The organism is Aliirhizobium wenxiniae (assembly GCF_014201355.1).
In the GTDB taxonomy this organism is placed as follows: domain Bacteria; phylum Pseudomonadota; class Alphaproteobacteria; order Rhizobiales; family Rhizobiaceae; genus Neorhizobium; species Neorhizobium wenxiniae.
The window spans coordinates 1252747-1265817 of sequence record NZ_JACHEG010000001.1 but is presented as its reverse complement, the minus strand read 5'-3'; the positions used below and the strand labels follow the sequence as shown (position 1 = coordinate 1265817).

General features: G+C 58.8%; 13 protein-coding genes. 8 read left to right on the top strand and 5 right to left on the bottom strand.

Annotated features, from left to right (window positions below; translation table 11 throughout):
- Nucleotides 1-146: 146 nt before the first annotated feature.
- Nucleotides 147-1037, top strand: a complete 891-nt coding sequence (galU, locus tag HNQ72_RS06215; RefSeq protein ID WP_183990520.1) for a UTP--glucose-1-phosphate uridylyltransferase GalU — start codon at nucleotides 147-149, stop codon at nucleotides 1035-1037.
- Nucleotides 1038-1139: 102 nt separating this feature from the next.
- Here the strand turns inward: galU and HNQ72_RS06210 are convergent, their stop codons facing one another.
- Both HNQ72_RS06210 and HNQ72_RS06205 read right to left on the bottom strand, forming a co-directional pair.
- Nucleotides 1140-2423: a sugar MFS transporter gene (locus tag HNQ72_RS06210; RefSeq protein WP_244654305.1), complete on the bottom strand. Its 1284-nt coding sequence runs from the start codon at nucleotides 2421-2423 to the stop codon at nucleotides 1140-1142.
- Between the two features lie 374 nt (nucleotides 2424-2797).
- Nucleotides 2798-4357: an outer membrane beta-barrel protein gene (locus HNQ72_RS06205; RefSeq protein WP_183990518.1), complete on the bottom strand. Its 1560-nt coding sequence runs from the start codon at nucleotides 4355-4357 to the stop codon at nucleotides 2798-2800.
- A gap of 146 nt (nucleotides 4358-4503) precedes the next feature.
- Between HNQ72_RS06205 and HNQ72_RS06200 the strand changes: the two genes are divergently transcribed.
- Nucleotides 4504-5499 carry a KpsF/GutQ family sugar-phosphate isomerase gene (locus tag HNQ72_RS06200; protein ID WP_183990516.1) on the top strand — a complete coding sequence of 332 codons (996 nt, stop codon included), beginning with the start codon at nucleotides 4504-4506 and terminating at the stop codon, nucleotides 5497-5499.
- Nucleotides 5500-5510: 11 nt separating this feature from the next.
- Nucleotides 5511-5876 carry a nuclear transport factor 2 family protein gene (locus tag HNQ72_RS06195; RefSeq protein ID WP_183990514.1) on the top strand — a complete coding sequence of 122 codons (366 nt, stop codon included), beginning with the start codon at nucleotides 5511-5513 and terminating at the stop codon, nucleotides 5874-5876.
- Between the two features lie 6 nt (nucleotides 5877-5882).
- On the opposite strand, the gene HNQ72_RS06190 is transcribed toward HNQ72_RS06195, so the two are convergent.
- From HNQ72_RS06190 to HNQ72_RS06180, 3 genes are all read right to left on the bottom strand, one after another.
- Complete coding sequence (locus HNQ72_RS06190) at nucleotides 5883-6164, bottom strand: Atu4866 domain-containing protein (protein WP_373289412.1); 282 nt, start codon at nucleotides 6162-6164, stop codon at nucleotides 5883-5885.
- Between the two features lie 77 nt (nucleotides 6165-6241).
- Entirely contained in the window at nucleotides 6242-6733 is a 492-nt protein-coding gene (locus HNQ72_RS06185; protein ID WP_183990510.1) for a carboxymuconolactone decarboxylase family protein, read from the bottom strand.
- A 47-nt stretch (nucleotides 6734-6780) separates the two neighbouring features.
- The gene (locus HNQ72_RS06180) at nucleotides 6781-7503 is read right to left on the bottom strand and encodes an SDR family oxidoreductase (RefSeq protein WP_183990508.1); all 723 of its coding nucleotides are present in this window, start codon (nucleotides 7501-7503) and stop codon (nucleotides 6781-6783) included.
- A 111-nt stretch (nucleotides 7504-7614) separates the two neighbouring features.
- Between HNQ72_RS06180 and HNQ72_RS06175 the strand changes: the two genes are divergently transcribed.
- The 5 genes from HNQ72_RS06175 (at nucleotide 7615) to HNQ72_RS06155 (ending at nucleotide 13017) form a co-directional block, all read left to right on the top strand.
- Nucleotides 7615-8529: a LysR family transcriptional regulator gene (locus tag HNQ72_RS06175; protein ID WP_183990506.1), complete on the top strand. Its 915-nt coding sequence runs from the start codon at nucleotides 7615-7617 to the stop codon at nucleotides 8527-8529.
- A 120-nt stretch (nucleotides 8530-8649) separates the two neighbouring features.
- Entirely contained in the window at nucleotides 8650-9813 is a 1164-nt protein-coding gene (locus HNQ72_RS06170) for an aminodeoxychorismate synthase component I (RefSeq protein ID WP_183990504.1), read from the top strand.
- Nucleotides 9798-10430, top strand: coding sequence for an aminotransferase class IV family protein (locus tag HNQ72_RS06165; protein ID WP_183990502.1), 633 nt, complete (start codon nucleotides 9798-9800; stop codon nucleotides 10428-10430). The genes HNQ72_RS06170 and HNQ72_RS06165 overlap by 16 nt, the downstream gene beginning before the upstream one ends.
- 72 nt (nucleotides 10431-10502) lie before the next feature.
- Entirely contained in the window at nucleotides 10503-11414 is a 912-nt protein-coding gene (locus HNQ72_RS06160; protein WP_183990500.1) for a heme-dependent oxidative N-demethylase family protein, read from the top strand.
- Nucleotides 11415-11568: 154 nt separating this feature from the next.
- Complete coding sequence (locus tag HNQ72_RS06155; protein WP_183990498.1) at nucleotides 11569-13017, top strand: homospermidine synthase; 1449 nt, start codon at nucleotides 11569-11571, stop codon at nucleotides 13015-13017.
- Nucleotides 13018-13071: the final 54 nt, after the last annotated feature.

Genomic DNA, 13071 nt, shown 5'->3' with positions numbered 1-13071 from the left:
TCAACGATGTCTTAACGTAATAGAGTCAACAAATTCTTTACCATAGATCACGGGTTCGTGGGAGCCTTTTGCGAAACAGTAGCAATTGCACACTACAACCCCGAAGGTTTCATATCCGCACAATGAAGTGCATTCAGGAGGCATGAGTGTCTGAACAGCGTAAGATCCGCAAAGCAGTTTTTCCGGTGGCCGGACTCGGCACGCGTTTCCTTCCGGCGACCAAGGCCGTTCCAAAGGAAATGCTGACTGTGGTCGACAAGCCGGTCATCCAGTATGTGGTGGACGAGGCGGCTGAAGCCGGTATCGAGCATTTCGTTTTCGTCACCGGCCGCGGCAAGGGCGTCATCGAAGACTATTTCGATATCCAGTTCGAACTGGAACAGATGCTGCGCGAGCGTAACAAGAACGCCGAACTGACGCTTCTTTCGCATATCCTGCCTAAGGCCGGCACGGCGAGCTTCACCCGCCAGCAGGTTCCGCTCGGTCTCGGCCACGCCGTCTGGTGCGCCCGCGATATCGTTGGCGACGAGCCTTTTGCAGTGCTGCTGCCCGACATGATCATGTCGTCGGAGAAGAGCTGCCTCAAGGGCATGGTCGAACTTTATGAAAAGACCGGCGGTAACGTTCTCGCCGTCGAGGAATGCGATCCGGAACAGGCGCATAAATACGGCATCGTCGGCAAGGGCGCTTCCGTTGGCGATGGTGGCTTCAAGATCACCGAGATGGTCGAAAAGCCGGCCAAGGGCACCGCGCCGTCCAACTTCTTCATCAACGGTCGCTACATCCTGCAGCCTGAGATCTTCAAGATCCTGGAAACGCAGGAACGCGGCGCCGGCAACGAGATCCAGCTGACCGATGGCATGCTGGCCTTGGCCAAGGATCAGGACTTCGCCGCCTATCCGTTCACCGGCGAGACCTATGACTGCGGCGCCAAGGACGGCTTCATTCTGGCAAATCTCGCTTTTGCCCTGCAGCGCCCGGATATCCGCCCGGCCATCGAAGGCCCGCTCAAGGCGCTTGCTGCCAAGCTGAAGTAATCCCGGCGAAAAATACTTCAAAGAAAAAGCCCCCGCGAGATGTCGCGGGGGCTTTTTCGTTTGTCGAATGGCGGGGCAGAAGCCCCGCCAGCATCTTCGCTATCAGACGGCCTTGTGGCCCTTGATGCCGTAATAGAAGATGTAGATGTAGCAAAGGACCGGCATCAGGAAGGCGAGGTGGATACCGATCGTATCGGCAAGAGCGCCCATGATAACCGGAACGATCGCACCGCCGACGATGGCCAGGCAAAGGATGCCCGAGCCCTGGCTGGTGTGACGGCCAAGACCTTTCAGCGCAAGGCTGAAGATTGTCGGGAACATGATCGAGTTGAACAGGCCGATCGCGAGAACAGCCCACATGGCCAGCTTGCCGCCGGCAAAGACCGTTACCAGGAGAAGAACAGCTGCCAGAACGGCATTGAAGGCAAGTGCCTTGCCGTCTTCGATGTAGCGCATGGCATAGGCGCCGATGAAGCGTCCAACCATTGCGCCGCCCCAGAAATAGGCCACATAGTGAGCTGCTTCTGCTTCCGGCAGGTTGGCGATGGTCGGCTCGGCAAGGTAGTTCACCAGGAAGCTACCGATCGAAACTTCGCCGCCGACATAAACGAAAATGCCGATCGCGCCGAGAACGAGGTGGCGGTAGGACCATGCCGAGGCGCGTTCACCACCTTCGGTTTCAACGGCTTCCTCTTCGATCTGCGGCAGCTTCAAGGCTGCGAAGATTGCCGACAGAACGAGGAAGGCAATCGCCAGAAGCATGTATGGGAAGCGGACTGCGTCGGCTTCCGCAAGGCGCATGGCTTCCAACTGCTCGCCGGTCGTGTTGGCGATGTCGCCGGTTGCGGCCGAGAGGATCAGGAAGGCGCCGAACAGCGGAGCAACGGTCGTGCCGAGCGCGTTGAATGCCTGGGTGAGCGTCAGGCGGCTGGCTGCCGTTTCCGGTGCGCCGAGTTCGGTCACGTACGGGTTGGCGGCGACCTGAAGGACGGTCACGCCGGAAGCGAGAATGAAGAGCGCTCCGAGGAACAGACCGTAGACGCGGTAGGCAGCGGCCGGGATGAAGAGGGCGCAGCCGACCGCGGCGATCAGCAGGCCGACGACGATACCCCATTTATAGGTGATGCGCTTGACCAGCGCACCGGCCGGCAGCGACACGATGAAATAGGCGCCGAAGAAGCAAAGCTGAATAAGCATCGACTGCGTGTAGTTCAGCGAGAAGACGTTCTTCAGATGCGGAATGAGAATGTCGTTCAGGCAGGTGATAAAGCCCCACATGAAGAACAGCGACGTCAGTGCAATAAGAGCGAACTGATAATTGTTGGCGCCGGCCGTGGAAGACTTGGTGCTTCCGGCCTTTGTGCCGTTGTTGGTAAGACTAGCCAATTTGAAACCTCAAACTTGCGCCATGCGGCAATGCTGCATTGCGGCAAAAATATGCCGAATGGGGCGCTATATGCTGCATCTGCTAACAGATGAAAGAGGTAGAGATCGGGAAATAGCGATATTTCACAGTTCACTTCCGGCTTGATATTACCGGGCCGCTTTTTAACCATTGCGTTTCGAGCATGGGAAGCATGCTGTCTAAATGGCTACGCGAAACATTTGTTCATAGGCTCCGGGATTGCGACAAGATGCGACAACTTGTCGTCATGTCACGAGTTGGTTGCTGAGTTTTTGCTCATTCTAGAGGCAAAATTCCGACTATGGCGCGCGCGACGTATGCTCATCACGCATTACGCCCGTTCACGGAAATGTGATTATCGCCTCAGTGTCAGACCTATGCCGGCGCGAAGAATATCCTGATCGGAGCCGCCGCCGGTCGTTGTTTCGTATTCGATGTCGCCAGTCATATCCAGATATCGGTTGATACTCCATGTCAGGCCTGCTCCGGTGATCCAGGTGACGTTGTTGTTGCCTGATTCCTGAAAATCGCGAAGCGTCGCGCTTCCCGTCAGGCGGGCGACGAGATGATCACGCATCTGGTGAGCGAGAACGGAACTCAGCTGATATTCCGCCCACCCGCCTTGGCCTGCCGCAGTCGAATCCTGGACAGTGCTGCGAAGCCCGATATTGATGTCCGTGCCACGGCGCGGAGACCAACTGACGTTGCCGTCTGCGGTAAAGGCATTCACGGCATCCAGCCGGGCGTCCTCATAGGATACGCGCTGGTATCCGCCGGCCAGTTCCCCGCGCAGTTTTTCGCCAAAATCGAATGCAACGCCGGCACGTGCCGCATAATTGTCGGAAGAGCGTTCATAACCGGCGCTGTCGCGTCGGCGGTCGTAGGACGTATGCCCCAGTGCTACTTCAGCGAAAGGAATGATTGCCGGCGAAAGCTCGTATCCAAGGCGTAGACGTCCGTCGATGCCGGTGCGGTCTCGATCCTTCATGCTCAATACGGAGCCATCGGACAGTTTCGCATCCGTATAAACATTGCGGCTGGCACCGATGGCCGCCAGGCCGTGGATGCGCCCCACCTCACGTTCTATCGAGGCCTCGGTCTCGAACTGATGGACGCCTGCCTGTTCGGAGGCATTGCCGACTGCGTTGGGATCCGCGACATCCTCGCGTTCGAAACTGTAATTTCCGATAATATGTGCAACCGTATCGTCGGCAATATCCAATCGAAGATCGGCACCGATGCGTGCGTTCGGATCGGCGTTGTTCTGGTTGCCGTTCAAGTTGCGTTCGTACACGCCCTGACCGGTAATCGTCAGAGCGTGGCGAGACCAGTCGGAGGTCAATGTCCCGCGTATGCCAGTTGCAAGATAATTGCGTGTTTCCTTAGAGCCGTGATCGCGGGTGACTTCCGTATTGATGCTCTGATTGACGGACGGACGGAGAACGAACGTGCCCAGACGCATGCCAGGCGCGTCAGCGCCCTCGCGGTACCGTTCTTCCCATTGTGTTCGGTCCAGAGGTCCCGGGTCGTCATCTGCGGGCTGGTCGTATTGCTGGTTCAGGTCCTGTTCGACAGGTTGGTTCAGGTCATCATTCTCAACCGTATTTTCCGGCGGAGCAGGTCGTTGCGTCGCTGGAATAGCGGTGGGGTCATAAAGGCGGGACGCGCCCTGATCGATATCACCCTGCGTTGTCGGTGTCGGCCATGTCGCCGTTGCCGCCCCGCCCGTGACACTTGTGGTTCCGGCTGTTCCGAACTGGCTGTCCGGAAGGCCGGACAGGGGAGTGGTGTTGCTTGAAAAAACACTCTGAGCATAAACGGGATTGGCGCCGGACACAGCAGCCACTGCGACGACAAAGCCTAAAGCCGTCCGCCGCCCGCGTCGAGCCGTACCTGTCAGAAGCGCGTTTTTCATCGAATGCCCGGCAACCATAAATGCTTACCCAAGTGTAAATCACTGTGGTTAAGGATTGGTTGAAATAGCCGGCCGGCAGTGGATGGACAAAGGACCGCGCCGAAAGCCAATGGACTTGAGGCGGAAAAGGGACTAATCCTGCCGCCATGATCAAGCGCGCATTACAACTCGTCGAACATGACGTCGTCGATTCCGCTTTGCGGACAATTGCTTTCGGACAACAAGGGCTTAGCGCTCTTGAGGAGACTCTGAAGGATAGCCTTGGGCCGGCCTTTCGACAGGCTGTGGAGACAATTGGCGCAATCGATGGTCGAGTGGTGATCACCGGTGTCGGCAAGAGCGGGCATATCGGTCGTAAGATTTCAGCGAGCCTTGCCTCGACCGGTACGCCGTCTTTCTTCGTTCATCCCGTCGAGGCAAATCATGGCGATCTCGGCATGATTGCGCCCGGCGATGTGGTGCTGGCCTTGTCGTGGAGCGGCGAGACTGCCGAGTTGCAGGGTGTCGTCTCCTTCACCCGTCGCTTCTCCGTTCCCCTGATTGCGCTGACCTCGGGCGAAACATCCACGCTTGCGCGTGAAGCAGACATTGTGTTGTTGCTGCCGAAGGCGCAGGAGGCATGCCCGCACGGGTTGGCGCCTACGACCTCTACGCTGATGCAGCTCGCACTCGGCGATGCGCTTGCCGTGGCTCTGCTTGAGGCGCGTGGGTTCTCTGCAGCTGATTTTCGCGTCTATCATCCGGGCGGCAAGCTTGGTGCTATGCTATCTCATGTCAGCGACCTGATGCATACGGGAGATCGCCTGCCGTTGGTGAACAAGGGCGCGTCGATGCCCGATGCGATCCGCGAGCTTTCTGCCAAGCGGTTCGGCTGTGTCGGCGTGATTGATGACGAGGGACGTATCTGCGGCGTCCTGACCGATGGCGACATCGCCCGTCATCTCGATGGCAATCTTGGTACGATGATCGTTGACGAAGTCATGACGGCCAACCCGAAGACGGTCGGCAAGACGACACTTGCGACGGCTGCCATGGCGCTTCTCAATAAACACAGCATCGGTGCGCTTCTGGTGGTCGATGAGGAAAAGCGACCGATCGGTATCGTGCATTTCCACGACCTGTTGCGGGTCGGGGTGGCCTGAGGCCAGACCCGTTGCCGGATCTGCAAGCCCATCTTCATGCTCTCGAGGTGGCGCTTCAGACGAAGGAGGTGCGGTCTTCAAGGGCGCGTCTGCTTGAGGTCCTCGCGCCGGATTTTCGTGAATTCGGCCGCTCTGGCCGGTCTTATGGTCTTGCGGAAATCCTTGCAGGTCTGACGACTGAAGTGGCGGTCGCAAAAACGGCCATCGAGGATTTCTCCATATCGCTTCTGAGCGAGGAAATTGTGCTCGCGACCTATCGCGGTATCCGTCTCAATGATGACGGGATCGAACTGCGGACCAATCGCAGTTCGATCTGGCGCCTGGAAAAGGATGGTCGCTGGCGCATGGTTTTTCACCAGGGCACGCCAGCGGCCTGAGCGTCATCATTTCTCCCGGTAGAATATCATGCCGCCGTGATGCAGGACGTCTTTTTCCACGAATGTCCCGTCGGCGGTGAAGCCGGTATCGTCCCAGTAATCAATATGAGCGCCGGTCACGACATAACGGCCCTGATATGCGCTCTTCCTGTTTCCGCGGGCCTCGTCATAACGACCGGTGGGCAACAGCTCCTGGCGTATCCGTCCATCGCCGGTTACCCACATGCCGAGATAGGGGTGGTTTTGGGCTTGCGCCTGAGTGCTCATGCTGTTCTCTGCTTTTGACATATGGACAACCGCGCCAAGCGAGGTGGCGGTGGCGATGATGATGCCGACAATGACGGCAAGGGGGTTGTTCAAGATCCTCATGGACGAGCCTCACCGTTTTCCACTTCGTTCACGGCACGTCTTTCCTCGAAGAGCTGTGACAGCGTCTGTGATGCGGCGATCGCTCTGGGGAAGCCAGCAGGGACCGTCACCATGTAGATAAGTTCCTTCAGTTCTTCTTCCGTCGCACCGATATTGAGCGCGTAGCCTGCGTGGACACGCATCATGGCCGTCTCCCCGATGGCGGCAAAAGCTGCCACCGCCGCCAGCTGCCGCGTCCGGTTATCGAGGCCGGGGCGAGACCAGACATCACCCAGCGCATAAGCCTCGGTTGCCTCCGCCAGGAACGGGAATTCCTGCCGCATGGCCTCCAGATTGGGCTGGGTTTTCCCGTTGTTGAGTTCGCGTACCACGGCTGCGCCGCGTTCGCGCCTCTCCTCGGTCGTCTGTCCGAATACCGGTTGAGAGGCTAGCCCCAGAAGGGTAACCGCGCCGGCGATGGCGACCTGGGATCTGAGTTGTCGAAGCATCACTATCTCCTCAATGATTGCGTTATCGGGCTCAATCCGGATTGGGATCAGTAGGAAGAACGTGTCGGGCGAACGACGATCTCGTTGACGTCGACATCCTCCGGCTGCTCGATGGCGAAGCGTACCGCGCGGGCGATCGCATCAGGCTTGAGCGCGATGGCCCGGTAAGTCTTCATGCCTTCGGCGGCACCCGGATCGGTAATCGTGCTGGCCAGTTCGCTTTCCACCACGCCGGGATGGATACACGTGACGCGCAGCCTGTCGTTTTCCTGTCTGAGCCCATCCGAAATGGCCCGCACTGCAAATTTCGTGGCGCAATAGACGGCTGCCGTAGGCACGACCTGGAGTGCACCGATCGAGGCTATGTTGATGATGTGGCCCGAGCCTCGTTCCGTCATCTCGGGCAGGACGGCAGCCACACCGTGAAGAACGCCCTTGATGTTGACATCGACCATGCGGTCCCATTCGTCGACCTTCATCGAGGCCATGGGTGACAGCGGCATGATCCCGGCATTGTTGACGATGACGTCGACGCGGCCGAACTCGTTTCGTGCAGCATCGGCGAAGGCCGCGACATCGGCGCGGTTCGTCACGTCCAGCTTGCGGGTCATGACCTTTCCGCCGGTCTGGCGGATTTCATCGGCCAGTTCTTCGAGACGTTCTGTGCGTCGCGCGCCGAGTACGACGGTTGCGCCGGCCTTTGCCAGCTCACGCGCAATTCCTGCTCCGATACCGCTGGAAGCGCCGGTAATGAGAACAACCTTTTCCATGACATTTCCTTCCATGTTTGCCGCCTGATTGCGGTTGCCAGAAAGGTAGTCGCGGTGCATTGTTGCGATAAGCCGCTTAGTGTTTTCCAGTTTGGTAAGTGAAACTAACCAATGTTGCCTGACTTCAATGCCCTTGCGGCTTTCGTCATCGTTGCCGAGGAGAAGAGTTTTCGCGCTGCGGCGGATCGGTTGGGTGTGACCCGTTCGGCGGTCAGCCAGACTATTCGAAAGCTGGAGGAAGCGCTTGGTATCGCTGTGGTTTCCCGCACCACCCGCAGTGTTGCCCTGACCGAAGCGGGCGAGCGGCTTTATGCGGGAGTGGCGCCGGCATTGTCCGGCATGCAGGCCGCCATCGAAATGGCCGCAAGCCAAAGGGACAGGCCGCGCGGGCAATTGCGGCTTGCCGTTTCCTCCATCGCCGAGAGTTTTCTATTCGGGCCAATGCTTGCCTCCTTTGCGGAGAGTAATCCGGAGGTCAGGCTGCATGTCACCGTCACCGACGAAGAATTCGATATCGTCGAGGAAGGTTATGATGCCGGGGTGCGGCTGGGGGAGGTGATTGCCCAGGACATGATCGCGGTTCCTGTCTCGGGTGAGCAACGACAGCTTGCCGTTGCGTCGCCGGGCTATATCGAGCGCTTCGGGGCCCCCGCTCATCCGCGCGAACTGACCGAGCGTCGCTGCATCGGCTGGCGCAGAGCACCGAACCTTCCCGCCTATCGCTGGGAGTTCGAAGAGGAGGGGCGGGAATTTTCCGTCTCGGTCAACGACGCGATCACGACGACCGACATGGCCTTGATGATCAAGCTTGCGGTCGCAGGTGCCGGCATCAGCTTCGGCATGGAAGACAGTTTTCGATCCGCGATGGGGCGCGGAGAGCTTGTGCCGATCCTCGAACGTTTCTGTCCGCAATTCCCGGGTTTCTATCTCTATTATCCGAGCCGCCGCAACATGGCGCCGAAACTGCGCGCTCTGGTGGACCATCTGCGCAGCTTTCGCCAGACGCAAACGCATTCAGACGGATGACATGCGGCAGTGGATTTCGCACTCCGCGCTTCAAACTGGACGGCCGCGGTGTTATGGCGCGTGGGATCCGCAATGCTGGCGGGATGAGAGACGGGCAGGGAGCGGTCACGACTAAGGGACATGGATCGGAAATCTTCTCCCTATATTCTCTTCCGTGACGATCTGGCCGAACGGCAGCTTCTGTTTGCGTCTCCGACCGAGCTTGTCGTCGCGCGCAGTGTCGATGAGGTCATTCCGGCATTGCGACGGCTGGAAGAATGCAGAGCCTCCGGCAAGTGGCTTGCCGGTTATCTCGCCTACGAGGCCGGTTATGTTTTCGAGGAAAAACTTCGAGCGCTTGTGCCGATGGGGCGTGAGACGCCGCTCGTCTGCATGGGTGTGTTCGACCGCCCGGTCGAGGATGGTGATGCGAGGCTGGAGCCGCCGACAGGTCTTACGCCCGGCGCAGCCTTGAGCGGCCCGCATGCTGCCTGGAACGAAGAGGCCTATGCTGCCCGCTTTTCCGTCCTGCATGATCACCTGCGTAAGGGAGACTGTTTTCAGGGCAATCTCACCATGCCGATCGAGGCGTATTGGCCGGGGGATGCACGCGAACTGTTCTGGTCGCTGATCGCGCGCCAACCGGTGCGCTACGGTGCGCTTGCCGAGCTTGGCGGTCCTGCCATCGTCTCCCGTTCGCCGGAACTGTTCTTTTCGGTCGATGAGGATGGCTGGATCGAGACCCATCCGATGAAGGGAACCGCCGCACGGGGCGCGTCACCGGAGGAGGATGAGGCGATCAAGACGCAGATGCTGGCGGATGAGAAGACGCTCGCGGAAAACCGGATGATCGTCGATCTGCTGCGCAACGATATCTCGCATGTCAGCGAGGCGGGCACGCTTTCGGTGCCGAAACTGTTCGAGATCGAGACCTATCCGACTGTGCACCAGATGGTGAGCCATGTTCGCGCCCGGCTTTTGCCGGATGTCGGGTTGCCGGAGATCATGCAGGCCCTGTTTCCCTGCGGGTCGATCACAGGTGCGCCGAAGCTTTCCGCCATGACGATCCTGCAGAAGCTGGAAAGGGTGCCGCGGGATGCCTATTGCGGTGCGATCGGCTGGTGCGATCCGGCTGGGCCAATGCGATTTTCAGTGGCTATCCGCACGATCAGCCTTTTTTCCGGCGGAAGAGCGGTTTTCAATGTTGGCGGCGGTATCGTCTTCGATTCGATGCCGCAGGCGGAATATGAAGAGTGTCTGTTGAAGGCCAGGTTTGCGGTGGGAGACCAATGGATTTCTCGTTGATCGAGACGATGCGCTGGACGCCCGAAGACGGGTTCCTTCGCCTGGAGCAGCATTTGCGCCGGCTCAGCCGTTCCGCGGATGCACTGGGCTTTCGCCAGCCGCAGGATGCACGAAAAGTGCTCGATGACGCTGTCGATGGCGATGAGCCGCTGCGTGTCCGCCTTGTCATGTCGTTTCGCGGCAAGATCGAGGTGACGACGGTGCCCTTCATGATCCAGTCTCCGGAGACCGTCTGGAAAGTCAGGATCGGGACGACTAAGCTGAAGTCGGACGATCCGCTCTATCGCCACAAGACGTCACGGCGCGAGCCTTATGAAGCGGCGCGTGCCGAGTTTTCGACAGATGAAGCCGATGAGGTTCTTTTGACCAACGAGCGCGGCGAGATGTGCGAGGGCACGATCACCAGCCTGTTCGTTGAGGATCAGGAGGGCATACTCATGACCCCGCCGATCACCAGCGGCATCCTGCCCGGCGTGCTGCGCGCCGACCTGATCCGTGAGCGTCGCGCCAAGGGGGCGGTTCTGACACCTGCCGATTTGCAGGAGGCGATGACGGCCGGGCGAAAGATCTTCGTCGGCAATTCGCTTCGCGGGCTTATTCGGGCCGAGTTGCTCTGATCTGTTCCAAAGCGCTTGAAAAGACCAGGTCTTGAAACGACACTGCGGCAAACAGGAGATGCCGCGGATCCGATGCCTGCCGATACAGTACCAACATACACGCCCTATGACGGCTCATCTAAACCCTTCACGATCGGTCTCCTGCAACTGGAACCGGAGCGCTGGATCGAGCCCGATGGCGATCTGGCGGAGCAGGTATTGCTGAAACGCCATCTGGTGGCGGAGCATGGCGAGCTTGTGCTGCGCGCCGAGCCGGGTACGCAGGAGGCGCAGCAGGAAGTTCTCGATCTCCTGATCGACTACCTGCCGCAGTATCATCCAGAGAATTACCGTCTTACCGGGAACGACATGAATGTGGCGGGCTGCGGGACGAATATTGCCGATGACGGGATGATGCCGCTGCATCGGGCCGGGTTGCTGGTGCAGGACGATCTCGTGATCATGCGCAAAGGCGAGAACGGCTGGCGAATTGCCGCAGCGTTTCTGGCCTTCCCGTCGTCCTGGCGACTGTCGGAGAAATTCGGCCTGTCGATGGATGATGTGCATGCTCCGGTGCCGGGTTTCGAAGGCGGCAGCCGCAATGCCGGGCTTATCAACCGGATGTTCGACAATCTCTCCGCCGACAGGATCGTGGTTCGCTGGAACTGGTCGGTGAATTGGTCCCATGCGCTTTATCACCCGTACGCGAAATCCACTGAAGAAAAACGCGGGGTTTCGGCGGACAAGGCGTTCATAAGGGTTGAGCGCCAGACGCTGCGCAAACTGCCGGTGTCTGGCGATATCCTTTTCACCATTCGCATCTATCTCGATCCGGTGTCCGTCATTCTTACGCAGCCGAATGCTGCGGAACTTGCCGTCTCGATGGCGGATCAACTGGAGTCGATGTCGGATGCCGAAATCGACTACAAAGGGCTGACGGAAAAGCGGGGCGAACTTATCGATTTGCTGCGCCGGGTAGAGCCGGTTAACACTTTGGCGGAATAGTGCCTTGTCCTTGCCGCGTTCGTGGAACAAGCCCTTTATTGTGACTGATTTTTATGATCTAGGGCCGCGCATAAGAACACGCGTCACACTCGCTGATTATGCGTGAAGCCAGGCTGCGGTTTTAATCGTGCAGTCGATTTATAGGGAGTATGACATGTCGGATACCAACTACCCGGTTTATGCCGAAATTACCGGCCCGATCGTGATGATCGGCTTTGGCTCGATCGGCCGCGGCACGCTGCCGCTCATCGAGCGCCACTTCAAGTTCGACAAGAGCCGGATGGTGGTCATCGACCCGCGCGAAGAACCCGCCGACATGGAAATCCTTGCCAAGCACGGTGTTCGCCACATCAAGGAACATGTCACCAAGGAAAACTACAAGGAGCTGCTCAAGCCGCTTCTGACCGAAGGCGAAGGTCAGGGTTTCTGTGTCAACCTGTCGGTTGATACCGGCTCGCTCGACCTGATGAAGCTCTGCCGCAAGCTCGACGTTCTTTACATCGATACCGTCGTCGAGCCTTGGCTCGGCTTCTACTTCGACAAGAGCATGAAGAATTCCGAGCGCACCAATTATGCGCTGCGCGAAACCGTGCGCCACGAGAAGAGGAAGAACCCGGGCGGCACGACTGCCGTTTCCACCTGCGGCGCAAACCCAGGCATGGTCTCGTGGTTCGTCAAGCAGGCGCTGGTCAACCTCGCCAACGACACCGGTCTGAAGTTCGACGAGCCGGATCAGAACGATCGCGAAGGCTGGGCCAAGCTGATGAAGAAGCTCGGCGTCAAGGGCGTGCATATTGCCGAGCGCGATACGCAGCGCACCAAGCACCCGAAGCCGCTCAACGTGTTCTGGAACACCTGGTCTGTCGAAGGCTTCATTTCCGAAGGTCTGCAGCCGGCCGAACTCGGCTGGGGCACCCACGAAAACTGGATGCCGAAGAACGCCAAGAAGCACAAGAAGGGCTGCAAGGCCGCCATCTATCTGGAGCAGCCGGGTGCCAATACCCGCGTTCGCACCTGGTGCCCGACGCCCGGCCCGCAATACGGTTTCCTCGTCACCCATAACGAGTCGATCTCGATCGCCGATTACTTCACGGTCGAGAAGGATGGCGAAGTCGTCTATCGCCCGACCTGCCACTATGCCTATCACCCGGCCAATGACGCCGTGCTTTCGCTGCACGAAATGTTCGGCAATGGCGGCAACCAGCAGCCGGTCCTGCATGTTCTCAACGAGGACGAGCTGGAAGACGGCGTCGATGAACTCGGCGTGCTGCTCTACGGCCACGAAAAGAACGCCTACTGGTATGGTTCGCGCCTGTCTCTGGAAGAAACCCGTCGCATCGCGCCTTACCAGAATGCCACCGGTCTTCAGGTGACCTCCGCTGTTCTTGCCGGAATGGTCTGGGCGCTGGAAAATCCGAAGGCCGGCATCGTCGAAGCCGACGAGGTCGATTACAAGCGTTGCCTCGAAGTGCAGACGCCTTACCTTGGCCCGGTCGAAGGTCATTACACCGACTGGACCCCGCTCGAAGGTCGCCCGGGTCTCTTCCCGGAAGATATCGACGAGAAGGATGCCTGGCAGTTCAAGAACATCCTGGTGCGGTAAGCACTGGCTTGTTGCCGATCTTTTTGTGTATTTTGGAAACGCCCGCGCAAAAGC

Bases quoted from the DNA above. Each gene is read 5' to 3' on its own strand.
- HNQ72_RS06185 (WP_183990510.1), bottom strand. From the start codon at position 6,733: ATGCTTCGACAACTCAGATCCCAGGTCGCCATCGCCGGCGCGGTTACC.
- HNQ72_RS06155 (WP_183990498.1), top strand. From the start codon at position 11,569: ATGTCGGATACCAACTACCCGGTTTATGCCGAAATTACCGGCCCGATC.
- HNQ72_RS06190 (WP_373289412.1), bottom strand. From the start codon at position 6,164: ATGTCAAAAGCAGAGAACAGCATGAGCACTCAGGCGCAAGCCCAAAAC.
- HNQ72_RS06175 (WP_183990506.1), top strand. From the start codon at position 7,615: ATGTTGCCTGACTTCAATGCCCTTGCGGCTTTCGTCATCGTTGCCGAG.
- HNQ72_RS06180 (WP_183990508.1), bottom strand. From the start codon at position 7,503: ATGGAAAAGGTTGTTCTCATTACCGGCGCTTCCAGCGGTATCGGAGCA.
- HNQ72_RS06170 (WP_183990504.1), top strand. From the start codon at position 8,650: ATGGATCGGAAATCTTCTCCCTATATTCTCTTCCGTGACGATCTGGCC.
- HNQ72_RS06165 (WP_183990502.1), top strand. From the start codon at position 9,798: ATGGATTTCTCGTTGATCGAGACGATGCGCTGGACGCCCGAAGACGGG.
- HNQ72_RS06205 (WP_183990518.1), bottom strand. From the start codon at position 4,357: ATGAAAAACGCGCTTCTGACAGGTACGGCTCGACGCGGGCGGCGGACG.
- HNQ72_RS06200 (WP_183990516.1), top strand. From the start codon at position 4,504: ATGATCAAGCGCGCATTACAACTCGTCGAACATGACGTCGTCGATTCC.
- HNQ72_RS06160 (WP_183990500.1), top strand. From the start codon at position 10,503: ATGCCTGCCGATACAGTACCAACATACACGCCCTATGACGGCTCATCT.